A 22,030-nucleotide genomic window follows, 5' to 3' on the forward strand; every position below is an offset into this window, starting at 1 on the left:
TGAATGGAAGATTATAATAAGGTTTTTACTTTAAAAACCATAGCTGAGGTCCTAAACCAATCTAACGAAAGGAAGCCAATGCTTCAAAGTGTACTTGAATCATTTTTAAATATTACACACTTTGAGGCAGGGTGGATCTTTCTAGGAGAACATGAAATGGAGCTTGTGGCGGATTACGGTTTACCTGAAGCCTTGATCGTCAATGATAAAGAACCAATGTGTGGCAGTGATATGTGCTATTGTTTATCAAGTTATAAACAGGGGCGATTGGAACAGGCTTTTAGTATTTTAACTTGCAAAAGGTTAGAACAGGCAAATCGAGAAAGTAAATATCATACAGGTGGTTTTACTCATCACGCCACTGTCGCATTACAAGATCAGAACAAAAAGTATGGGGTGTTTAATGTCACAGCTCCTAATCGAACACAGTTTCATCAAGATGAACTGGATTTATTACAATCCATTGCAGAACAAATCACCTATGCCCTTATAAGAATCGAATTATTTGAAGCGGAAGAAAAACGGGTAAAGCTATTAGAATCCTTACATCATATCTCAACTGAGCTTCGTCAAATCGAAAGCTATGACGATTTAAAACATTTGATCGATCTTACGGTTATTAACTCTTGGATTTTAGGATGTGAGATCCATGTACATGAGGCTAACCTTAGGTGTGGCAATAAAACCTCATACCAAATCCATATAGATTTACCTACGTTATCAGGAGAAATAATCTTTTTCAGCAATCAAAATGTAGATGAACAAGAAACTGAATTCCTTAACTTATTAGCTCAATATATAGAACTAACCATTAAATCAATTCAATTGAAGGAACGGGAACGAAATATCATCCAAATTCAAGAGCGTGAAGCATTGGCTCAAGATTTACATGACACTGTTAACCAATTATTATATTCTATGACAGCTACGTCCAGTGCTTTAAAAACGATGAATCAAGACGAATCATTAAATGAACCGATTCAACTTATTCATTCGTTATCCCAACAAGCGCTTAACGAAATGCGACAATTGATTGAAGACAAACAATCGAATTTTATTAAAAAAGGATTAGTTTCAGCTCTTAATCAATATGCTACTCAAATTGGGCTCACTTTAAACTGGTCGACTAAAGGTGTTAAAGACATCCCGGTGCAAATGGAAGAGGCTTTATATAAAGTAGGTCGAGAAGCGATTCATAACATTTATAAACACGCAAGTGTCCAAAAAGCGAGCTTAAAACTAATTCGAGACCAAGAGCATATCCAATTTCAAATTCAAGACCATGGTCTTGGTTTTGACACAGACCAAGTTAAAACATCATTTGGATTAGTGGGGATAAAAGATCGAGTTAATAAATTAGGTGGAAAGTGTGAAATTCTTTCAAAACCTGAACGAGGAACAAAGATAGACATTACGATTCCTGTTTAAAGTCGAGGGGAAAAATATGATAAAAGTATTACTGGTTGATGATCATGAAGTGGTTCGAAAAGGACTTATTTATTTTTTAAATACAAAAGATGATATTGAAATAATTGGCGAGGCATCAAACGGTCAAGAGGCACTAGATATATTAGAACACGATCAGGTTGATGTTTGTGTATTAGACATTCAAATGCCTGAACTGGATGGAATCGACACCATTAAGGAAATTCAGAAAAAGTCTTCAAAGGTACATATTTTGGTTCTAACAAGCTTTTTAAATGATCAATATGTGATCTCAGCCATTCAAAATGGTGCAAGTGGATATTTATTAAAAGACTCAGGACCTGAAAAATTACATACTGCTATCCAAAAAGTTTATCACAATGAAGAAATGATTGATGAAAAAGCAGCTGTTCACTTGCTTAAACATGTAAAAAAACAGCCGTCTATGTCACAAGAAAAAGAATTATTAAACAGTTTAACGAGACGCGAGACAGAAGTGTTGAAGGAAATCATGAAGGGACATTCCAATAAAGAAATTGCAACCCATCTTTTTATAACTGAGAAAACAGTCAAAACACATATATCGAACATATTATCAAAGCTAGACGTTCATGATCGTACCCAAGCCGCGTTATTCGCAGTTAAGCATTTAGATAACGATTAGCACATTTTCCCAACGTTCACTAAGCATATTCGATGCCTTATTTTTTCATACTAAGGATAAATTCATGAAGAAAGGAGGCGTCGAATGTGCGTTTTTTATTCTGGATAACTTTAGCCGCGATGCTAACGTTTTTAGGTGCTTGTCAGGGATTGGATGATCAAGGCTTAAATAACGGAAACAATAATAACGGTGATAATGTTGAGATGATTGACACTGATCGTAATAACGATGGAAATCAGAGACAATATCGTGAGTTATACCGTCAAGATAATGAAGACAGAATGCGAGAACGTGATAACCGTTTAGATATGATTGATGTTGAGGAAGATCGTGATCAAAGACCAAATGATCGTAATGGTCAAAATAATTATGAAGTAGCAAATGAAGCTGCTGAAAAAATTTCAGATGATATGGATGAAATTGATGAAGCTTATGTATTAGCTGGTGAAAACAATGCTTATGTAGCCGTTACATTAGCAGGTAATAATACAGACGACGAAGTAAGTGATGACATTAAAAAGCAAGTATCAGAAAAAGTAAAAGAAGCAAATGATGATATTGAAAATGTGTATGTATCAGCAAACCCTCAATTCTTCGATATGGTAAATAACTATGCTGAAGATGTACGTAATGGCGATCCAGTGGAAGGGTTCTTTGAAGAGTTTAACTCAATGATCGACAGAATCTTCCCTGACTTAGAACGATAATATGAATGATAATCAAAACTCAGATAAGGTTTTAGCCTTATCTGAGTTTTTTTATGATAAAGACATCATATTCTGTATTGAAGGGGGGAGGTTTGTATGGATTATCGTAAGAAATTAGTAACTAAGGAAGAGCTATTAGACATTCACCATAAAGGATACCGCAATCGTTATAGCACTTCCCGCGTTACAAATATACAGGTATTAGAAATGTTTGAGCTGGACCAACCACCGACCATTTACTTAAATCAGGAAAACTCTAAAATTGAAAATGAATATGTCATGGCTCACTGCATGGGGCATATTGAGTTTGTGCAGAACAATTCAATTTTGAAAGGCTTAAGGAAACCACGGCTAACCTATGATATGTTGTTTCCATATATACAATTTGATCAATTCGATTTATTTTTAGCAACCATGAGAACACTAGGTTCAACCACTCAAAGCCTTGATTCACGCTTCATTGCTCCAGTCGATTATTTTCTTTCTAATAAAAAGAATTGGTTTTTAGATTGGCAAAAATGGTTGTTAAAGCTCATAAAGGAAGAAGTGCAGTATTTTAATGCCATTAAACAAACAAAGTTAATGAATGAAGGTTGGGCTACGTTTATGCAGGCAAATGCACTGCAAAAAATGAATTTAACTTTAAGGGAGAAACTTGAGGTTGCTCAGTTAGAAGCTCAGTTGCATTATAAGCCTGAAGAGGGTTTGAACTACTACTCACTGGGTCAGGCATTATGGAATGAAGTTCCTAAAGAAGAACGAATGCGAGTCGTGAAGGAATTTGATGATGTTGGACTTATTGAAAAATATTATACTGAAGCGGTACATCAAGCAGAAAAAATAACTGTTGCGGCAAATCGAAAGGTGACGGATGATTATCGGGAGGTTAAAAGGGAATTAATATTATACTTTAAACATCAATCTCCCATTTTTTATGTAGATCAAGAAGTTACCGATGAAACAGGTTACGTGACCCTTCGATATCAAAATTCTCCATACCAAATTGAAGCCAATCAAATAAACAAAATTAAAGGCGCACTAGAACAGATTCTCAAACTGCCGATTTATATAAAACCACTATACGCACAAAGAGTTTCTAACTAATGTTTAGAAAATTATGTTAATATGAAGGTAACTAATGACTTTAGGAAGTGTGTGTCGTGATAAATCGTTTGAAATCAGACTGTCAAAACTGTTTTGCGTTATGTTGTGTAGCCTTACCATATGAAAAATCAGCTGATTTTCCTTTAAATAAGAATGCTGGAGACGCTTGCCCAAACTTATGTTCAAACAACCTGTGCTCTATTCATGATCAATTAAGAGATCGAGGATTTAGAGGCTGTGTCACCTATGAATGTTTTGGGGCTGGCCAGCATGTTTCACAAGTCATTTATAAAGGCAACGATTGGCGAGATGACACCACTAGGGCTGAAGAGATGTTTGCTGGCTTTCCTATTGTTCAACAGCTTCATGAAATGCTTTGGTATCTAGAACAAGCCATCACGTTAACAGAAACCGAACCATTTAAAGAGAGTTTAAGAGAAGTTTATGAACAAACCGTTGAGCTAACAAAAGAACAGCCTGAAGATATTTTAAACATAGATATTAACTCACATAGAAGTACCGTTAACTCATTATTAATCAAGACAAGTCAAGTGTATAGAGCAGAATTCACTAATCAAGTCAAAATTAATGAACAAGATTACTTAGGAGCTAATTTAAAAGGGTTAAATTTACAAGGGCAAGATTTTCGTGGAACATTAATGATGGCTTCAGATTTGAGCCATTCTGATTTGAGTAAATCAGATTTTATTGGTGCTGATTTAAGAGATGCTAAACTATATGGCGCCAAAATAGGAGATGCACTTTTTCTAACCCAGTCACAAATTAATTCAGCTATCGGTGATCAATCTACTGAGATTCCAAGTTATTTGAAGAGACTAAGACATTGGTTATAGATGAAGTTTTCTAGGAAAGAAATAACAGTGGAAAAAACATTTAGGAGTGACCGTGTGAATCAACCTTTACTAAGGGCTGAAGGAATTATAACAACCGAAGGCCATACAAAAATACTTGTACAATGTGATTTAGACAAGTTAATTGCAAGAAGGTGATTTCTACTTGCAAGAATGACAGTTTTATTTGGATAAATATTCTTTTAATTTGTAAGAAGTAAAAGTCTGTTTGCGAGAATCAAGTTTTTATTTGTAAAAATGTCATACCTACTTACAACAATTAAAAGTGAGACACACAAAAGGTATGAACTAGACATTTATTACAATTTATAAAAGTAAAAAGATCATCAACTACAAAGCATTTAGCTGATGATCCCTCTAAAATACAATCATTTTTGATTACTTATAATTTCTTTCGCGAACTCCTTAGCTTCTTCTTCAATATCATTTTCTTCTGCTAAGTATTGAATCATATAGCTAATGCCATCAAAATTTATTCGTATGATGACGGCCTCTGTATTTCTTTCAATAAATTGATATTGAACTTCATGTCCATCAATTTCAATAAGATCAGCATCTTTGATTTCCCCACCATCACCTTTAAAAATAGTGACCATAATAGCGGCTCCATCCATATATAAATCACCATAGATGACTTCTTGACGATTACTTTCTTCCCACTCTTCCAAGGATTTCTCATCAACTTTTTCATCTTGAGAGATATTATATTCAACTTGAGCATTTATAGGTTCACCTTTAGTAGGTCCGTCATCTTCCGCTTTAGGGTTTGGACCATATTCTATGGATACATGACCAATTGGATAGTCTGTTTCAGGTAGATAAGGAGTCACTCCTAAATATTCATTGATCTCTTCACTAATGTCTCCCGATCCACTTGTACTTTGACCACACCCAACTAATAAAAATAACATGACAATGAGTATGTACTTCTTCAGAAAGATCCCCCCCTTGATAAAAATACTTTCACTCTTTTTAATAAATATTTTAAAAATTTTTACGACATGCTCATCATACCAAAAAATATCCATTTTTGATTAAAATCCAAATTTATTTTGCCAAAAATTTAAAAAGAACTTTTCTAGTATATTGTTTCCTGTTGGACATACCATTTATTAGGGGGAATCTCTGTGAAGAAATTTATAATAGGGTCAACAGTGTTGATAAGCTTTATAGTTATATTGCCATTTACAGGTGTTGATTCTACTGATGAAACAGAATCATCTCAAAATACTGAACCTATTACATTTGAAGAAGGTGAGACAGAGAAATTAAACGCCATGATTGTTGATATTCATAATGAAATACAGAAATTCGATGTTGTAGAAGATATGAGGATAGGGGATATCAAGGAAAACACAAGCGCTATAATTCTAGAAATTAATGTATCAACCACCTTAAATAGGGAAAATAGTAGCGAAATGATCTTAGCACAGGAGATCGAAAGAACAATTAAAGATGTGCTGATACAACACGATGAACAATTACCCACAATCGATACATATAAAATCTTTTTAAAAGACAAGAACGGGAAAAATTTGATCAATTGATTAATAGGTTAAAAAACGGACTTAAATATATAAGTCCGTTTTTTAGATAAAGTCAGTAAAAATCCACTTATGATAAAATTACCTAATATAAAAGTTTTAGGATAATACAACAGAGGTGAAAGAAATATGTTAATGTTATTCGTCATAATTATATTAATAGTGTTCCTGTTCGATCTTTCTAAAATAAGAAACCAAAATGATCGATTGATTGAGCAAAATGAAAAGATTATCTCATTATTAGATGATATTAAAAACAGTTCTTCAACTGACAAGCTTAAATGAAGTTAAGACTTAGATAGTTTCTAAGTCTTTTTTATTGTATAAAAGGTTTAAAAATAATGTTTAGAAAATTATGTTAAAATAGAGTAAGACTTAATAAAAAAGGAATTTGTATAAAATATTAATTATATTGGTGGTAGTCAAAGTGGAAATTACAATTGAATCATTACAATACAAAGATGCTGGGCCACTATTTGAATTTGAACTAAAGAACAGACACTATTTCGAGAAGATGGTACCAAGTCGTGGAGAGGAATACTATAATTATGAATCTTTTTTAAAAAGACATGAATCTTTGTTGAAAGAACAGTCCGAAGACTTATCATATTTTTATTTGATAAAAGATCAAAATAGCAATATTCTCGGAAGAATAAACTTAGTAGATATAACTAAGAATGGTGGGGATGTTGGTTATAGAATTGGCGAAGAAAATATCGGGAAAGGAATTGCTCAAAAAGCCTTAACAATGCTCATTCAAACAGCAAAAAATAAAGGAATCAAACAGATTTCAGCAAAGACAACAAATAATAATATAGCGTCACAGAAAGTATTAGAGAAAAAAGGTTTTAGGTCAATCTTGCTCAGGGGCATGGAGATTATTTGGAAATGGTTTTTAAAGAGCGTCCCTAATTTATACACCAAAAAAGCAGATAAGAAATAAAGTTAGCGTTATTCCTAGGAGGACTATTCTGAAAAATGATTGTTAAGTACAGATATAGCAATCTGAAAATGTATCAACAGAAAACAATGTTCGCCTATTAGATATTATAAATAGTTTTGAATAGGAAGGTCATATATGAATTTTAACTATGTCAAAATCGAAGTTTTAGTACCAGAAGAATACATAGAAAAACTTAGAAATAATTTAAACGATCAAGGTTTTTTAAAAGTCGGAAACTATGATCATGTCATTTCATTTACAGAGGTTAAAGGATATTGGAGACCTCTTGAAAATTCGAATCCATACAATGGAGACATTGGTGACATTTCTTTTGGAACGGAATGTAAAATGGAATTTAAGTGCTTATATGAAAATATGGAACAGGCTAAACAGATTATTAAGAGTGTTCATCCTTATGAAGAACCTGTCATTAACATATTGCCTCTTTTGAACTAACTTGAAGAAGTATAGGGGTGATTTTATGGACTATATGATCAGACTAGCAAATGAAAAAGATGCTGAAGAACTATCTCGTCTTAATCAAGAATTTAACGGTGGAGAAAGGCAACCTACAACTAGAATTATTGAGAGTTTTAATAATAATAATGAGTTAGTGACTGTGGCGTTTTTGAAAGATAAGTTGGTAGGTTTTGCTTGTGGTCAAATTTATAGATCATTTTGTTACTCAGTTGCTCAAGGCGAGATTACTGAACTCTATATTGAGGATCATGCACGAAGACATGGCATCGCCTCATCATTAATTGATGAATATCATCTCGTTCCATTTTGCGTAATTTCAACCTTTTTGCTGAGAACATCATGACATCCCCTTAAATAATTTTTAGATTTGTTTCCCCAGTAATCTTTCTCCCCTATATCAATAATACATTCAGCATTTTGATTTTTATAATCAATATTGATTAATGATGTAACCATTTAATGGAAGAGCAATTAACTTATATCAAAAACTTGGGTTTATAGAAGAAGGTATAAGCAGGCAATGCTTATACAGAGACGGCAAATGGCATGATATCGTTCATAAAAGCAAATTGCGTTTGCGGCATCAGTATCGTTACTTAATCCCCAAAGTGGCATCCAATTATTCAAGAAGCCATAAACATTCGTAAAAATGTAAAGGAAGATGTTTTAAATACGAGTGAAGAAAAATTAAAGCAAACACTCGATTTTTCTTATTTTATAATTTGTCATTGTAATGAGCTATTGAATGAATATTGATTTTTAGATTAAAAGAAAAGGAAGATGTATGGAAACATTAAATCTTAATCGCTCGGAAGTTCAAAACTCAAATAACCATTTATAGTATGGTTCGATTACCATTTCAAGATTTAGTGGGAGCCTGGAGTATATAGGAAAGCTAAGGAATCCATTATAGGATAAACGTTTAACTTTTTAGAATAGTTATTAGAAAATTATGTACATTGATTTTATACAAGAATAGAAGAACTGCGTTACCCAATATTATAGGGAATTTTGATTTAATACTTAATAATTTTGCATTCACATAAGGGGGCTTTTAACTATGAAATTTGTTTTTGATTTAGATGGAACCATTTGTTTTAAAGGACAACCAGTCTCTCAACACATTATCAATGCACTATTAGAAATAACTAAAGGTGGGCATGAAGTCATTTTTGCATCAGCCAGGCCAATTAGAGATATGTTACCTGTGATTGATCAAAACTTGCATCATTATAAGATGATAGGTGGAAATGGCTCAATCATTTCAAAAGATGGTGAAATCATTTATACAGAAGCTTTCTCACCTAACTTAATTGATGATATCAAAAAACTTATTGAAAAATATAACGCAACATACTTAATAGATGGTCATTGGGATTACGCTTATACTGGACCTAGTGACCATCGGATATTACAAAATGTTGATCCTAATAAGTTAGCACATTTAGTTAACGTAGAAGAATTAGATCCTGTAATCAAGATATTAATCTTAACTTCCAATGACTTTGAACAATTGGAAAATGAAATATCTCAATTGGAGGTATTTGTAAATAAACACAAAAATGAAAAGATCCTTGATATTAGCCCTAAAGGTATAAATAAATGGCGTGCATTAAGAGGATTGGGTGTACAAAAAAACGATTATATCGCTTTTGGAAATGATTCAAATGATATTCCAATATTTGAAAATGCATTGTATTCTGTCATGATTGGTGATCATGAGGACTTATCTCAATATGCAAATGATCAAATTGTAAATAAAGATGGTCTTGAAGATGAAATTATTGATAGAATACAAGATTTAACAAAGCAATATAAAATAAAATAATTATGATATTTTAGGCGTTTTGAGGTGGATTGAATGAAGAAATGGGAAAGTGCTTTAGAAGAAGTGTGTCAATTATATTCACAGTCTAATGAAAATATTGACTGGATTTTGGTGGGTTCAGTAGGGTCCGTTTTGCAAGGTTGTCAGATGGTACCAGGTGACATTGATCTTTATGTTAAACATAAGGAAGGCGTTTCACAATTTTCGGATTTACTAAATAAGTATTCCCTTCCAGACAAAAGCATCGATCGAAACAGTAATGAGTGGCTATCTTCTATAGAAGAACCTATCTTCCATCAGACATTTCCTTCAGGTTTTGAATGGACAAAAGCACGATGGGAGATAGAGGGATTTAAAGTAGAAGTGATTCATATTACTAATTCAGCCGGTATTCCTGACAATTTAACAGGGGATGGGATATGGGAAGGTGGCAAGTATATTTGGGACTATTATAAAAACGTTACGTTCAGGGAGTACACCATACCTGTTGTTCCCTTAGAGATACAATTGGAGTCAAATTTAAGAAGAAAAAGACAAGATAGAGTAAATTTAATATTAGAAGCTCTGAATAATAACGGATATGATCAAGAATTAATAAATAAAGCACTCTCTTTAAAGCACTTATCTTATTTTAATACTGCAGTAAAAATATAATTTAAGGGAGATATAAAATGTCACAATCATTTATCTTTGATATGGACGGAACACTATTTCAAACAGACAAGATTCTAGAGTTATCATTAGAAGATACATTTAATCATTTAAGGTCATTAAATCAATGGGATACCGACACACCAATTGATCACTATCGTGAGATTATGGGGGTCCCTTTACCAAAAGTTTGGGAAACGTTATTACCTCATCATTCACAAGAATTAAGAGAATATACGGATACTTATTTCCTTGAAAGATTAATAGAAAATATTAAAAGTGGTAAAGGGGATTTATACCCTAGTGTAAAAGAGGTTTTTAGTTACTTAAAAGATCGTAACTGTTCGATTTACATAGCAAGTAATGGATTAAAAGAATATTTAAAAGCTATTGTGAATTACTATGGCTTGGATGAGTGGGTAACGGAAACCTTTAGTATCGAACAAATTGATTCTTTGAATAAAGCCGATTTAGTTAAGAGGATTATTGAAAAATATGATATATCCAAGGGTACAGTAGTAGGAGATCGTCTATCAGATATTAAGGCAGCTAAAGAAAACGGTTTAGTCTCTATAGGATGTCATTTTGATTTTGCACAAGAGGAAGAGCTAGCCCAAGCTAATATTGTTATAGATGATCTAACGGAATTAAAAACCATATTTATAGATAAATTGAAGGTGTGAACATGAGGAAATTCTTTGAGTATAACTGGCAAGTCAGAGATGAATGGTTTGCTTGGTGCCAACCATTAACGGCGGATAAATTATTAAGAGAACGAATAGGTGGAGTCGGCAGTATTTTATATACTCTTTTTCATATTATTGATGTGGAATACAGTTGGATTCGCGCTATCCAAGGAAAAGAAGATCTAATCGTCAATTTTAATGAGTATAATTCTTTAGAACAGGTTAAAAGGTTATCCGATAAATATCGAGTTGAGATAAATGAGTTCTTAAATACAGACGTTGATCGAATAAAGAGCCAATCGATCAAGGTTCCTTGGGATCAAGCTGAATATACCGTAGATGATATTTTGCATCATATCATTGCTCATGAAATCCATCACATCGGTCAACTGTCTATTTGGTCAAGGGAATTAAACCTCGAAACTATACCTGTTAATTTTGTTGGAAGAAAAATTTAAAATACATACTTGGAGGAAAAATGGTTTATTTAAGAGAAGCTTTAGTTAAAGATGCTGCAAAATTAAGTGAGATTGCCATTCGATCTAAAGCTCATTGGGGTTATGATCAACGTTTTATTCAGCAATGTAAACAGGATTTAACGATTACGGTGGATTATATTAATCAACATCATGTTTTCGTTTTAGATAGTGGTGAACAGATAATAGGGTTCTTTACATTCGTAAGAGATAAAGAAGATTGTTTAGATTTTTTTAATATCGAACCAAACTTTATCGGAAGATGTTATGGTCAGTTGTTATGGCAATACGTCATTGAAAAGGCTCGTGAATTGGGAATAAAACGTTTCACCATTGATAGTGACCCTCATGCCAAAGGCTTTTATGAAAAGATGGGAGCCATCCAGATTGCTGAAGTTCCTTCAACGGTTTTTGAAAATCGAATGCTGCCATTGATGGAATATACTTTGGAAACCTGACTTCTTTAAAAAATACAATTATGTTCAAAATAAAAATAAAGTAGTTGTCATTAATAATTCAAAAGAATTATTTATTCATTTAGAAAGTTAGTTCACACATGAAAAAGACCTCTCAATCAAATTTGAGAGGTCTTTTTCGGTGGGTGGGTTAATACGATGAAAGCTTTGATTTTTACTTGATATGTAGGTTTCTCTGTTACATTATGAACATAGCTTAGAATCAATGGTTTGGTATTTGTTCAACAGCTTATCTAGGTCTTGACTAATTTTTACAGTGTGTGGGTGATTAAACCCTTTTGCATACGCTGTTGAAATCATGTACTGCTTCAAATCCTTAATTTTTCCCTCTAGTTTTGTGACAGGTACTTCAACATTCTCCATAATAAGTCGTCCTTCCTAATTTTTTTATTTCTCAAACACACACAAGAAATATCATAAATGACTTTTCTACTATTGTTAATAGATTAGACAAAGGTTCTAATAACTCGACAAAATTCAATGTGGTTTACTATAGTTTGAAAAGTTTTGTCAAAATTTAAATTATTCGTATTGCGAATTGTTTGAAATAGTGGTACTTTTTATCTATAAGTTTTGGAAAAAGGTGGGGGAAAATTTGAAAAAGCTCTTTCGACGAAAATCTAAAAGTATTAGTCAAGATAAACCATTAGATTTTAAAGAGAAAAAGAAAGTGTCAATATGGCGCAACTTAAGTATTGGTAAAAAATATGGTTTAGTTTCGATCTTATCTATTTTATTATTTCTTATTGCCTCAGGTGTTGTTTTTCTAAGTTTACATACGGCTAACGATCAATTAGATGCTCAAGATAGAAGAAGTGAGAGGGCCATCTTAATTGATGAGATTAATTCCATCGTTTTAGAAAAAGATTTGGTTGTGGTTGATTTTGTAGAATATAAAACGAATACATATCGTGATGAATACGAGAGCTTAATGGAGCGTTTTAATGAGTTAATCAATGAAGTTAAGCCTCGTTTAAGTAGTAGTCAAACTGAATTGATGGATCAAATTGAAGTGAATAATGAACAGATGGATGGCATTTTCTTCGATGAAGTGACACCTGCTGTAACCGCTCGAGATGATAATAGCGCCACATCGGCTCGTTCCCAGTTCGCTGCCATGAGAGCTGAGACTCAAGACCTATCCAGTCAGTTAAGAGAGTCTATTGTGGATGATTATGACGCTGCGTATCAAAATACTAAATCAGCCTTTGCGTCAGTATTAACTGCTTTAGGTATTGGAATCGCCGTAGTTGTCATAATAGCAATGGTATTATTATTCTTCATTAGTCGTTATGTACGTAAAAATATTAATCAGGCTGTTGAAATGGCAGATGAGATCTCAAAAGGTAACTTAGAGGTTAAACATCTTGAATATCATGGCAAAGATGAAATTGGACAATTGTCTCAGTCATTAAATACGATGAAGGACAATTTAACGAAGATTTTATCAGATGTGTCCTTAGCATCAGAGTCTGTATCTGCTCAAAGTCATCAATTAACACAAGCGTCACATGAAGTTCAAGAGGGCAGTGAACAAATTGCATCCACTATGCAAGAGCTCTCATCAGGAGCAGAGAGTCAAGCTCAGAGTGCATCTAGTATTAATGAGATGATGGAATCATTTTTACAAAAAGTTCAAGCCTCTTATCAAAATGGTGAGAATGTATCATATGAATCAGATTCTGTGTTAACGTTAGCAGAAAAAGGACGGAATCAAATGGTCGCCTCAACGGACCAAATGAGACGAATTCACCATATTGTTGAAGGCGCTGTACAGAAAGTTAAGGGATTGGATGAACAGTCTCAGGAAATTTCAAAGCTAGTCGAAGTGATCCAATCCATTGCTGAACAGACAAACTTACTAGCTCTGAACGCAGCTATAGAAGCAGCGCGTGCGGGTGAAAATGGGAAAGGATTCGCAGTTGTAGCAGATGAAGTAAGGAAATTAGCTGAACAAGTAGCTGATTCAGTTGGTGATATCACAAAGATCGTCCATAATATACAGGAAGAATCAACAAGCGTGACTGAACAACTAGAATCAGGTTATTCTGAAGTTGAGCAAGGTACTAAACAAATGGAAAACACCCAACAAACATTTGATCACATCAATGAATCCATTAACCAAGTGACCGGGAAAGTCCAAGAAATTTCATCTAATTTAAAAGGTGTTTTAGATGACAGTGTACAAATGAATCAAGCGATTGAAGAGATTGCTTCTATTTCAGAAGAATCGGCAGCAGGAGTTGAGGAAACAGCTGCAACAGTAGAGCAAGCTCATAATTCAATGGAAGAGGTATCCCACTCAGCAAAAGAATTGAGTCAATTAGCAGAAAAATTAAACCATCAAGTTAACCGATTTAAAATATAATATGCTAAAATATAAGAGGCTACTTATATAAGTGGTCTCTTATATTTATAGAAATTATTATATTGGGGTGTCCATTTTGAATTCAGTGAAAACTTATTTGGAGATTTTATTTGTCGCAACGCGATTGGGACTAACCTCTTTTGGAGGACCTGTTGCGCACCTAGCCTATTTCCAAGAAGAATATATAAAAAGGAAAAAGTGGCTAGATGATAAGACTTATGCGGATCTCATTGCGTTGTGTCAGTTTCTACCTGGTCCCGCAAGTTCTCAAGTTGGAATATCGATTGGAATGATTCGGGGTGGTGTTTTAGGTGGTATATTAGCCTGGATTGGTTTTACACTGCCTTCAGTTGTTGCTCTAATTTTATTTGCCATGTATGTCGTTCAAGCTGATTTAATGGATTCAACGTTTATTGCAGCCTTGAAAGTGGTCGCTGTAGCAGTAGTGGCTCATGCGATCTTAAATATGGGAAAAAAATTAACACCTGATTTACCTAGAATCGCTTTTGCAATTATTGCGGCTGGTTTACTTTTATTAGTTCCTTTGGCTTCTATGCAATTAGTTGTGATTGGGGTCGCTGCCTTAGTTGGTTATATACTTTTTAGGCATAAGGAGTTAGATACTCAAACAAGTTTAAATATTAACTTATCGAAAATAACTGGTGCTGTAAGTTTATCGCTATTCTTCCTTTTATTAATTGCTTTACCTTTGATTAGTCAATCAGTCACGAATGTTTATGTACAATTGTTTGATATCTTTTATCGTGTTGGTTCTCTTGTATTTGGTGGAGGACATGTCGTATTACCGTTATTAGAGCGTGAATTAGTTCCAAACGGTTTCTTATCGGAAGAAATGTTTTTATCTGGTTATGGTGCTGCTCAAGCTATACCAGGACCATTATTTACGTTTTCTAGTTATCTTGGTCAAGTAGCTTCTGGCCTAACAGGGGCTATAGTGGCAACGATTGGAATCTTTTTACCATCATTCTTATTATTAATTGGAATCTTACCTTTTTGGAAATCCATTAGCCAATTTAAGGCTGTACGTGCAGCATTAATTGGTGTTAATGCATCCGTCGTTGGAATATTATTAGCAGCATTTTATGATCCGATATTTACGAGTGCTGTAGCGGATAGTGTAGATTTTGCTGTTGCTTTAGTTGGTTTTAGTTTATTACAATTTTGGAAAAAGCCTGCTTGGCTAGTCGTAATTCTGACGGTTGTCCTATATATATTAGTAAGAGAATTGGTATAAGGGAGTGCTTGGATGAGAATTGTATCTTTATGTCCTAGTAATACTGAGCTATTGGCATATTTAGATTTAATGGATCAAGTGGTGGGTGTTGATCATGATTCAGACTGGCCGGAAGTGGTACAAGAATTACCAAGGGTTGGTCGTGATTTAAACATTGACGTGAATCGTGTACGTGAGTTAGAGCCAGATTTAATTCTGGCTTCATTGAGCGTCCCAGGAATGGAGAAAAACATTGAGAAACTTGATGAGGCAAAGCTTCCTTATATTATTTTAAATCCCAATTCTTTAGATGAAATAGCCGAGGATATTTTAACAGTCGGAGAACATACAGGATATAAGGAAAAAGCAAAGGAAGTATATGATTGGTATTATGGTGTTTTACAACAGTATCAAGAGCTTTCTAAGCAAGTTTCCACTCCAAAGCGAATATATTGGGAATGGTGGCCAAAACCCATTTTCACACCCGGGAAATTAAATTGGTTAAGTTATATTAGTGAATTAGCGGGAGCGGTTAATGTTTTTAGTGATGTGGATCAAGCCAGTGTACAAACTGAATGGGAAGAAGTAATAAAACGTAACCCAGATGAAATTTGCATGGTTTGGGTTGGGGTTCAAGAGAAAAAAATGAATCCAGATTTAGTTAGAAAACGTCCAAATTCTAATGAAATTAAAGCAATCCAAGAAGATCAAATTCATGTGCTTGAAGAATATTTATACTGCCGACCTTCACCGAGATTGTTAGAAGGGTTAAAAAAATTAGCCAAAATTTTGCATCCAGATATTTATAAATAACTTGTGAAAGAAGGTAGAACATGGAGCAAGTTCATTCATATAGTTCAACTAATGATTTTAGTAGAAAATCTGTGATAAAAAGAGGTGCTGTAGCAGGGTTTCCTATTTTCCTCGGATATTTACCAATAGCGATTGCTTATGGGGTTTTGGCAAAAGAATCAGGGCTTTCAACATTTGAAACAACTATGATGAGTGTACTGGTCTTTGCCGGAGCTGCTCAATTAATGACTGCTGGTATGTTTGCGGCTGGGACCATGTTTATAGAAATTGTGATTGCAACCTTTGTATTGAACTTTCGACATTTTATTATGAGTATGTCTTTTATGAATACAACGAAACGTTTTCCATTAAAATGGCGTTTTCCTTTATCGTTAGGATTAACGGATGAAACCTTTGCCGTTTCGTCATTACATAAAGAAGAAGCAGAGCAAAAGAATGGGACGTATTTTTATGCAACTTTAATTTTAATGGCTTATATTGGTTGGATCTTTGGAAGTTTAGCTGGTGCTTTACTCGGTGATGTTCTACCAGAGACTTTAAGTACTAGTATGGGGATAGCTTTATATGCGATGTTTATCGGTTTATTAGTACCATCAATTAAGAAAGAATGGCGAATTGGACTTATTGCAGCTTTTAGTATGGTTTTAAATTATGTTTTTAATGTCATATGGTCGATTTCTAGTGGCTGGTCAATTGTCTTAGCGACTGTTGTAGGCAGTTTTTTAGGCGTGATTTTACTGAAGGAGGAAGAAAACTCATGATTATGATGACAATTATTGGTATGGCTATTGTAACAGCTGTTCCTCGTTTTATTCCAGCCTTCTTTATGGGTCAGACAACTTTTAAGCCATGGGTCAATCGTTGGTTAAATGCTATTCCTTTTGCAGCGCTTGGTGCTCTTATTTTTCCGGGTGTTATGAATGTGATTGAGGATCGTCCTCTCATTGGAATCGCTGGTGGTTTGATCGCAGCCGTCATTGCATTATTTAATGTAAATGTTATATTTGCAGTGTTAGGAGCAATCTTGACTGTCTTTTTATTAACGATGTAAAGAAAGTAGGGATTCTATGTTAACCATAAGAAAAGCAACGCCGAATGATGCGGAACAAATTGCTAGAATTCATGATGAAACATGGAAGTTAACATATGGTCCGCTTATTGCTAATGAAGATCTTGAACAAGTGATCACATACAATCATCGTAAAATTATTTGGGAGACAACGTTATCATCTAAAAAAGTTCAACAGTTTGTTTACGTAGCTGAAAAAGATGGAGAACTGTTAGGGTTTATATCAGGTGGAAAACAACGTGCTGAACATTTTAGTTTTGATGCAGAGATTTATGATATTTACGTTCTAAAAGATGCACAAGGTCAAAGGGTTGGTTATGAATTATTGAAGCGATTTGTGGAGCAGTGTGTCGATCATGGCTATCAATCATTGCTAGTTTGGATTTTAACGGTTAATCCGTACGGACGATTTTATGTACGTTATGGTGCTACTAAAGTTGAGGCAGAAAACACTACTATAGGCTCAGGTACATATGAAGAAACAGCTTATGGTTGGAAAGATTTAAACGAGTTAAATGGTCAATTAATGGAGATATCGTTATAAGCCCGCACGCTAACCTACTTAGCGTGTTTTTTTATTGAATCACAAAGTTTGATGAAGGCGTATCTTTTTTAAATTTTAAAATAATTTTATATAAACCCCCAAAAATGATTATCTCTGGTTCGTAAATTATGAGTGAAAATAGCGAAGAGGTGATTAAATGAAACGTCGCAAGATTATTCATTCGTTATCTGCTGCAACATTAACAGCTTCTATGGTGTTAGCACCTATGAGTATTTCAGCAGATAATCACGAAGAAAAGAATGAAGACAAGGACCAACCAGTTGTTGAGGTCAAAGAAGAAACAACACTTGAAGAAAAACTATTTACTTATTATGGAAAAGTGAATAATCAGCTTTCATTGGCTTTAGAAAATGAGGATCTTGAGAGAGTCGGACTTATTTTAGACTGGTCATTACAACAAATCGAAGAAGCTGAAGCATTATTTGCTGATGGTCTTGAAGAGGACGCTAACATATTACTAGAAGAAGCTTTAAAGCTTCTAGAAGAAGCGGAATCTGAAGACGAAGATTCAGAAGAAGAGAATGAAGAACAAGAAGAGCCTACAGAAGATGAAGAAAGTGCAGATGAAAATGAAGATGAGCAAACTGACGAAGATGTAGAAGAAGATGAAGATGAGGAAACAGTCATCGGACAAAACGTTATTTCTTTAGCTCTATCTATAGAAAAAGTTAATAATCCAGTTGCAAAAGCAGCATTAAAACGAAATGTTGAAAAATCACTAGCTCGTTTAGAAGCTAAGTATGGTGAAGATGAACTAACGGCTCTTTACGAGAGTTTAAATGATATTACTGATGAATTTGTAGAAGAAGAGACTGAAGAAGCGCCTGAAGAATCGCAGGAGGAAGAAACAACTGAAGAAGTATCTGAGGAAGAACCAGTTGTTGAAGTTGAAGAAGAAGTTGAAACAGATCGTGAAGAAAACTTTAAAGTGAAATCTTCAGAAAAACAACAATCAAAAGCTAAAGCTGGCAAAGAAAAAGCTGAAGACAATGCTAAAGCTGGTAAAGCCAAAGCTGAAGAAAAGTCAGCAGAAGCTAAAAACAAATCCAAAGGTCCAAAACCTGAAAAAGCAAATAAAGGCAAAGGCAAGGATCAAAAACCAAAGGGCAAAGGAAATGGTAAAGGCCCAAAAAATTAATTAAATATCGTTGAACTCTTCGCTACATGTTAGCGAGGTTCATATACACCTCTCTCCCAACAGAGGCTTTTCCCTGACAAAAGTAATTGTCAGGGATTTTTTTAACTATGTTGCGTTCGCACAATTATTAAAAAAATTCGCATATTTTCTGAATATTGTTGCAATTTTTTAGGGTTTTTTATTATAATAGAAAAAAGGGAGTAAGGGGGAGAAAAAGATGAAAAAACAAGTGACCTCTTATGTGCTCATTAGATATCAATTTCCTAAACGGGTAGCAATTAAAGCTAAAAGGGAAGTCCCGTATGAAATCAAATTAGCTGCACGCTTAGTGTTAGATGAATTAGTATTTATGTGGAATAAGAATGCTTTAGAAGAGCAAATTAACCTAGCAATAGATCAAGAAGATTATGACGCATTCAATGAGTTGAGTAAAAAATATGCTAAATATTTATAATTTGAGCAAAGAAGCTACCTCTTACAGTGAGGTGGCTTTTTTCTCAAGGTTTAAATGATTAAAAAGGCTTTGTCGAATAATCACATCACATGTTAATATGAATAAAGACAACTTGAGAGAAAAGATAGGGGATTATATGAAGAAGATTTTAATATGGACGAGTTTGTTTATCGTTTTAGCAGGATGTACACAAGATGATCAGGGTGCTTCATTGAATGCCAAGTCTGCAGATGGAGTCCAATTTGGTATTAAAACAAAATCACCGTTAGAGCTAGTAGTTGAATCGGATGACAATGAACAAGAACAAGAAAAAGAAAAAGAGTCCGAGCAAAATGGTTCGGAAGCTGATGTTATAACAGTGGATAATCCTCATGAAACAGATGTTATTGTGAATAAACAACGTCGTTTACCTGAAGGGTTTGAACCTAAAGATTTAGTGGAACCCAATGTTTCTTTTAATGCTCCAGAAGGAAACCCGAAACGTTTAATGAAAAAGGAAGCTGCTCAAGCATTAGAGGATCTATTTGAAGGTGCAAAAAATGCAGGCTTTGATTTATATGCTCAATCAGGATATCGCTCAATAGAGACACAAACTTGGATTTATAATAATAATGTTGAAACCAAAGGGCAAGAACATGCTGATAAATACTCTGCAGTACCTGGCCACAGTGAGCACCATACTGGTTTAGCGATGGATATTACCATTCCATTGGAAACAGGTGGATTTTTAGGACTAGAAGAGGCCTTAGGTGAAACTGACGCTGGACAATGGGTAGCAGAGCATGCTCATGAATATGGATTTGTTATTCGTTATCCTGAAGGCAAAAGCCATATTACTGGTTATGAATATGAACCTTGGCATTTAAGATACTTCGGTATAGAGTTAGCAACAGAAATTCACGAATCACGTTTAACAGTAGAAGAGTTTTTTGATTTATATTAAGGTGTGGATATTTTCCGCATCTTTTTTATGTGTATCATTAGTTAAATTAATCAGTACTTTTTCTTTATTTTACGACCAGTTATTCGTTTTTATAATGGATTTTTGATATTATAGTAAAGGATGATATACAAGCTTTAAGGAGGATGTTTCATGGATTATCGTATTGAAAAAGATACTTTAGGTGAGATCAAAGTTCCAAGTGATAAATACTGGGGAGCGCAGACTCAGCGTAGTAGACAAAACTTCCCAATTGGTAATGAAGAAATGCCAAGAGAAATTGTAGAAGGATTTGCGATCCTTAAGAAAAGTGCCGCACGCGCTAATGAAGAATTAGGTTTATTGGAATCTGACAAAGCCGACGCTATCGCGTATGCAGCAGATGAAATTTTAGCTGGAAATCTTCATGATCACTTCCCGCTCGTTGTATGGCAAACAGGTAGTGGTACACAATCTAACATGAATGTTAACGAAGTCATTGCTTTTGTTGGTAATCAATGGTTAGAGAAAAAAGGCAAAGAAACACGCCTGCATCCTAACGACGATGTAAATAAATCTCAAAGTTCTAACGATACGTTCCCAACAGCATTACATATTGCATCTGTAAAGAAAGTAGAAGAGCATGTATTACCTTCATTAGCAAAAATGAAGCAAACTTTAAAAGAAAAATCTGATGCATATAGTGAAATAGTTAAGATTGGACGTACACACTTACAAGATGCTACTCCGTTAACACTTGGTCAAGAAATTAGCGGATGGCATCGTATGTTAGAAAAAACAGAATCCATGATTAAAGATACTTTGAAATATGTTCGAGAAATCGCGTTAGGTGGAACGGCAGTCGGTACAGGCATTAATGCTCATCCTGACTTTGCTGAAACGGTTGCGAAAAAAATCAATGATGAAACAAATGGAACATTTATCTCTGCTCCAAATAAGTTCCATGCTTTAACAAGTCATGATGAGTTAGTTCATACTCATGGCGCATTAAAAGGTTTAGCGGCTGACCTTATGAAAATTGCTAACGATGTACGTTGGTTAGCAAGTGGTCCTCGTTGTGGAATTGGTGAAATTACAATTCCAGCTAACGAACCGGGTAGCTCTATTATGCCAGGTAAAGTGAATCCGACTCAAAGTGAGGCCATTACAATGGTTGCGGCTCATGTAATGGGTAATGATGCAGCAATTGGTTTCGCAGCAAGTCAAGGAAACTTTGAATTAAATGTCTTTAAACCAATGATAGCTTATAACTTCTTGCAATCTTGTCAGCTACTAGGTGACAGCATGGAATCATTTACAGATCGTTGTTTAGTTGGTTTAGAGCCAGATGAAGAAAAAATTGACCAATATCTAAATGATTCATTAATGCTTGTAACAGCATTAAACCCTCATATTGGTTATGAAAATGCAGCAAAAATTGCGAAATATGCCCACGAAAATCGCTTAACATTACGTGAAGCTGCTGAAGAAACTGGTCTTCTTTCTGGTGAAGAATTCGACAAACTTGTGGTGCCTAAAGAAATGACTAAACCAAATGCTAAAAAGTAAGATTTAAAAGTAGCAAAAATTACCGTTAATAAGATTTCGCCTCCT

The 22,030-nt window shown here is 34.3% G+C and carries 27 protein-coding genes and 1 pseudogene; 25 read left to right on the forward strand and 3 right to left on the reverse strand.

From position 1 onward, the window contains the following. Positions 1-3: 3 nt before the first annotated feature. From BMY57_RS02400 to BMY57_RS02420, 5 genes are all read left to right on the forward strand, one after another. Entirely contained in the window at positions 4-1,428 is a 1,425-nt protein-coding gene (locus BMY57_RS02400) for a GAF domain-containing sensor histidine kinase (RefSeq protein ID WP_091772431.1), read from the forward strand. 16 nt (positions 1,429-1,444) lie between these two features. After that, entirely contained in the window at positions 1,445-2,089 is a 645-nt protein-coding gene (locus BMY57_RS02405) for a response regulator (RefSeq protein ID WP_091772432.1), read from the forward strand. 86 nt (positions 2,090-2,175) lie between these two features. Continuing rightward, positions 2,176-2,796: a YhcN/YlaJ family sporulation lipoprotein gene (locus BMY57_RS02410; protein ID WP_091772433.1), complete on the forward strand. Its 621-nt coding sequence runs from the start codon at positions 2,176-2,178 to the stop codon at positions 2,794-2,796. Positions 2,797-2,892: 96 nt separating this feature from the next. Continuing rightward, the gene (locus BMY57_RS02415) at positions 2,893-3,900 is read left to right on the forward strand and encodes a SpoVR family protein (RefSeq protein WP_091772434.1); all 1,008 of its coding nucleotides are present in this window, start codon (positions 2,893-2,895) and stop codon (positions 3,898-3,900) included. 56 nt (positions 3,901-3,956) lie between these two features. Then, a complete protein-coding gene (locus tag BMY57_RS02420) occupies positions 3,957-4,754 on the forward strand; it encodes a pentapeptide repeat-containing protein (RefSeq protein ID WP_091772435.1) in 798 nt (265 codons plus the stop codon). 386 nt (positions 4,755-5,140) lie between these two features. Here the strand turns inward: BMY57_RS02420 and BMY57_RS02425 are convergent, their stop codons facing one another. Then, complete coding sequence (locus tag BMY57_RS02425; protein WP_177176311.1) at positions 5,141-5,800, reverse strand: hypothetical protein; 660 nt, start codon at positions 5,798-5,800, stop codon at positions 5,141-5,143. Between the two features lie 99 nt (positions 5,801-5,899). Here BMY57_RS02425 and BMY57_RS02430 point away from each other — a divergent pair, with 99 nt between their 5' ends. The 5 genes from BMY57_RS02430 to BMY57_RS02445 all read left to right on the forward strand — a co-directional run bounded on the left by BMY57_RS02430 (position 5,900) and on the right by BMY57_RS02445 (position 8,082). Beyond that, positions 5,900-6,319: a hypothetical protein gene (locus BMY57_RS02430; RefSeq protein WP_091772437.1), complete on the forward strand. Its 420-nt coding sequence runs from the start codon at positions 5,900-5,902 to the stop codon at positions 6,317-6,319. Positions 6,320-6,445: 126 nt separating this feature from the next. Further along, the gene (locus BMY57_RS16000; protein ID WP_175615480.1) at positions 6,446-6,601 is read left to right on the forward strand and encodes a hypothetical protein; all 156 of its coding nucleotides are present in this window, start codon (positions 6,446-6,448) and stop codon (positions 6,599-6,601) included. Positions 6,602-6,743: 142 nt separating this feature from the next. Further along, positions 6,744-7,259: a GNAT family N-acetyltransferase gene (locus BMY57_RS02435; protein ID WP_091772438.1), complete on the forward strand. Its 516-nt coding sequence runs from the start codon at positions 6,744-6,746 to the stop codon at positions 7,257-7,259. A gap of 135 nt (positions 7,260-7,394) precedes the next feature. Continuing rightward, positions 7,395-7,715 carry a YqfO family protein gene (locus BMY57_RS02440; RefSeq protein ID WP_091772439.1) on the forward strand — a complete coding sequence of 107 codons (321 nt, stop codon included), beginning with the start codon at positions 7,395-7,397 and terminating at the stop codon, positions 7,713-7,715. A 25-nt stretch (positions 7,716-7,740) separates the two neighbouring features. Beyond that, on the forward strand, positions 7,741-8,082 hold the full coding sequence (locus tag BMY57_RS02445; protein ID WP_091772440.1) for a GNAT family N-acetyltransferase: 342 nt from the start codon (positions 7,741-7,743) through the stop codon (positions 8,080-8,082). Between the two features lie 29 nt (positions 8,083-8,111). Here the strand turns inward: BMY57_RS02445 and BMY57_RS16240 are convergent. Further along, positions 8,112-8,192 (reverse strand): annotated as a pseudogene (locus BMY57_RS16240) (GNAT family N-acetyltransferase); the annotation flags it as partial. 607 nt (positions 8,193-8,799) lie between these two features. Between BMY57_RS16240 and BMY57_RS02450 the strand changes: the two are divergent. From BMY57_RS02450 to BMY57_RS02470, 5 genes are read left to right on the forward strand one after another with little or no spacing between them, the layout of a single operon-like run. Further along, on the forward strand, positions 8,800-9,567 hold the full coding sequence (locus BMY57_RS02450; RefSeq protein ID WP_091772441.1) for an HAD-IIB family hydrolase: 768 nt from the start codon (positions 8,800-8,802) through the stop codon (positions 9,565-9,567). Positions 9,568-9,600: 33 nt separating this feature from the next. After that, positions 9,601-10,221 (forward strand): nucleotidyltransferase family protein, encoded by a 621-nt coding sequence (locus tag BMY57_RS02455; RefSeq protein ID WP_091772442.1) that lies wholly within the window; start codon positions 9,601-9,603, stop codon positions 10,219-10,221. A 17-nt stretch (positions 10,222-10,238) separates the two neighbouring features. Beyond that, the gene (locus BMY57_RS02460) at positions 10,239-10,901 is read left to right on the forward strand and encodes an HAD family hydrolase (RefSeq protein ID WP_091772443.1); all 663 of its coding nucleotides are present in this window, start codon (positions 10,239-10,241) and stop codon (positions 10,899-10,901) included. A 2-nt stretch (positions 10,902-10,903) separates the two neighbouring features. Further along, on the forward strand, positions 10,904-11,362 hold the full coding sequence (locus BMY57_RS02465; protein ID WP_091772444.1) for a DinB family protein: 459 nt from the start codon (positions 10,904-10,906) through the stop codon (positions 11,360-11,362). Positions 11,363-11,382: 20 nt separating this feature from the next. After that, positions 11,383-11,838 (forward strand): GNAT family N-acetyltransferase, encoded by a 456-nt coding sequence (locus tag BMY57_RS02470; RefSeq protein ID WP_091772445.1) that lies wholly within the window; start codon positions 11,383-11,385, stop codon positions 11,836-11,838. A gap of 201 nt (positions 11,839-12,039) precedes the next feature. On the opposite strand, the gene BMY57_RS02475 is transcribed toward BMY57_RS02470, so the two are convergent. Next, a complete protein-coding gene (locus tag BMY57_RS02475; protein ID WP_091772446.1) occupies positions 12,040-12,219 on the reverse strand; it encodes an aspartyl-phosphate phosphatase Spo0E family protein in 180 nt (59 codons plus the stop codon). 232 nt (positions 12,220-12,451) lie between these two features. Here BMY57_RS02475 and BMY57_RS02480 point away from each other — a divergent pair, with 232 nt between their 5' ends. The 10 genes from BMY57_RS02480 to fumC all read left to right on the forward strand — a co-directional run bounded on the left by BMY57_RS02480 (position 12,452) and on the right by fumC (position 21,985). After that, positions 12,452-14,224 (forward strand): methyl-accepting chemotaxis protein, encoded by a 1,773-nt coding sequence (locus BMY57_RS02480; protein WP_091772447.1) that lies wholly within the window; start codon positions 12,452-12,454, stop codon positions 14,222-14,224. Positions 14,225-14,309: 85 nt separating this feature from the next. After that, on the forward strand, positions 14,310-15,479 hold the full coding sequence (chrA, locus tag BMY57_RS02485; RefSeq protein ID WP_369678845.1) for a chromate efflux transporter: 1,170 nt from the start codon (positions 14,310-14,312) through the stop codon (positions 15,477-15,479). A 12-nt stretch (positions 15,480-15,491) separates the two neighbouring features. Beyond that, the gene (locus BMY57_RS02490) at positions 15,492-16,271 is read left to right on the forward strand and encodes a cobalamin-binding protein (RefSeq protein ID WP_091772449.1); all 780 of its coding nucleotides are present in this window, start codon (positions 15,492-15,494) and stop codon (positions 16,269-16,271) included. A gap of 20 nt (positions 16,272-16,291) precedes the next feature. Next, positions 16,292-17,032, forward strand: a complete 741-nt coding sequence (locus BMY57_RS02495) for an AzlC family ABC transporter permease (protein WP_091772450.1) — start codon at positions 16,292-16,294, stop codon at positions 17,030-17,032. Next, on the forward strand, positions 17,029-17,322 hold the full coding sequence (locus BMY57_RS02500) for an AzlD domain-containing protein (RefSeq protein ID WP_091772451.1): 294 nt from the start codon (positions 17,029-17,031) through the stop codon (positions 17,320-17,322). Before BMY57_RS02495 ends, BMY57_RS02500 begins: the two co-directional genes overlap by 4 nt. 16 nt (positions 17,323-17,338) lie before the next feature. Next, positions 17,339-17,884 carry a GNAT family N-acetyltransferase gene (locus BMY57_RS02505; RefSeq protein ID WP_091772452.1) on the forward strand — a complete coding sequence of 182 codons (546 nt, stop codon included), beginning with the start codon at positions 17,339-17,341 and terminating at the stop codon, positions 17,882-17,884. 157 nt (positions 17,885-18,041) lie between these two features. Next, positions 18,042-19,043, forward strand: a complete 1,002-nt coding sequence (locus BMY57_RS02510; RefSeq protein WP_091772453.1) for a hypothetical protein — start codon at positions 18,042-18,044, stop codon at positions 19,041-19,043. 217 nt (positions 19,044-19,260) lie between these two features. Beyond that, positions 19,261-19,497, forward strand: a complete 237-nt coding sequence (locus tag BMY57_RS02515) for an IDEAL domain-containing protein (RefSeq protein WP_091772454.1) — start codon at positions 19,261-19,263, stop codon at positions 19,495-19,497. 136 nt (positions 19,498-19,633) lie between these two features. Beyond that, entirely contained in the window at positions 19,634-20,440 is an 807-nt protein-coding gene (locus BMY57_RS02520; RefSeq protein WP_091772455.1) for a M15 family metallopeptidase, read from the forward strand. A 150-nt stretch (positions 20,441-20,590) separates the two neighbouring features. Beyond that, positions 20,591-21,985, forward strand: a complete 1,395-nt coding sequence (gene fumC, locus BMY57_RS02525) for a class II fumarate hydratase (protein WP_091772456.1) — start codon at positions 20,591-20,593, stop codon at positions 21,983-21,985. Positions 21,986-22,030 lie beyond the last annotated feature (45 nt).

This window comes from Piscibacillus halophilus (assembly GCF_900110685.1).
In the GTDB taxonomy this organism is placed as follows: Bacteria; Bacillota; Bacilli; order Bacillales; family Alkalibacillaceae; genus Piscibacillus; species Piscibacillus halophilus.

Excerpts from the sequence above, each read along its gene's own strand:
- BMY57_RS02400 (WP_091772431.1), top strand. The coding sequence starts at position 4 with ATGGAAGATTATAATAAGGTTTTTACTTTAAAAACCATAGCTGAGGTC.
- BMY57_RS02405 (WP_091772432.1), top strand. The coding sequence starts at position 1,445 with ATGATAAAAGTATTACTGGTTGATGATCATGAAGTGGTTCGAAAAGGA.
- BMY57_RS02415 (WP_091772434.1), top strand. The coding sequence starts at position 2,893 with ATGGATTATCGTAAGAAATTAGTAACTAAGGAAGAGCTATTAGACATT.
- BMY57_RS02425 (WP_177176311.1), bottom strand. The coding sequence starts at position 5,800 with ATGGATATTTTTTGGTATGATGAGCATGTCGTAAAAATTTTTAAAATA.
- BMY57_RS16000 (WP_175615480.1), top strand. The coding sequence starts at position 6,446 with ATGTTAATGTTATTCGTCATAATTATATTAATAGTGTTCCTGTTCGAT.
- BMY57_RS02440 (WP_091772439.1), top strand. The coding sequence starts at position 7,395 with ATGAATTTTAACTATGTCAAAATCGAAGTTTTAGTACCAGAAGAATAC.
- BMY57_RS02445 (WP_091772440.1), top strand. The coding sequence starts at position 7,741 with ATGGACTATATGATCAGACTAGCAAATGAAAAAGATGCTGAAGAACTA.
- BMY57_RS02450 (WP_091772441.1), top strand. The coding sequence starts at position 8,800 with ATGAAATTTGTTTTTGATTTAGATGGAACCATTTGTTTTAAAGGACAA.
- BMY57_RS02455 (WP_091772442.1), top strand. The coding sequence starts at position 9,601 with ATGAAGAAATGGGAAAGTGCTTTAGAAGAAGTGTGTCAATTATATTCA.
- BMY57_RS02460 (WP_091772443.1), top strand. The coding sequence starts at position 10,239 with ATGTCACAATCATTTATCTTTGATATGGACGGAACACTATTTCAAACA.
- BMY57_RS02465 (WP_091772444.1), top strand. The coding sequence starts at position 10,904 with ATGAGGAAATTCTTTGAGTATAACTGGCAAGTCAGAGATGAATGGTTT.
- BMY57_RS02470 (WP_091772445.1), top strand. The coding sequence starts at position 11,383 with ATGGTTTATTTAAGAGAAGCTTTAGTTAAAGATGCTGCAAAATTAAGT.
- BMY57_RS02475 (WP_091772446.1), bottom strand. The coding sequence starts at position 12,219 with ATGGAGAATGTTGAAGTACCTGTCACAAAACTAGAGGGAAAAATTAAG.
- BMY57_RS02490 (WP_091772449.1), top strand. The coding sequence starts at position 15,492 with ATGAGAATTGTATCTTTATGTCCTAGTAATACTGAGCTATTGGCATAT.
- BMY57_RS02495 (WP_091772450.1), top strand. The coding sequence starts at position 16,292 with ATGGAGCAAGTTCATTCATATAGTTCAACTAATGATTTTAGTAGAAAA.
- BMY57_RS02500 (WP_091772451.1), top strand. The coding sequence starts at position 17,029 with ATGATTATGATGACAATTATTGGTATGGCTATTGTAACAGCTGTTCCT.
- BMY57_RS02505 (WP_091772452.1), top strand. The coding sequence starts at position 17,339 with ATGTTAACCATAAGAAAAGCAACGCCGAATGATGCGGAACAAATTGCT.
- BMY57_RS02510 (WP_091772453.1), top strand. The coding sequence starts at position 18,042 with ATGAAACGTCGCAAGATTATTCATTCGTTATCTGCTGCAACATTAACA.
- BMY57_RS02515 (WP_091772454.1), top strand. The coding sequence starts at position 19,261 with ATGAAAAAACAAGTGACCTCTTATGTGCTCATTAGATATCAATTTCCT.
- BMY57_RS02520 (WP_091772455.1), top strand. The coding sequence starts at position 19,634 with ATGAAGAAGATTTTAATATGGACGAGTTTGTTTATCGTTTTAGCAGGA.
- fumC (WP_091772456.1), top strand. The coding sequence starts at position 20,591 with ATGGATTATCGTATTGAAAAAGATACTTTAGGTGAGATCAAAGTTCCA.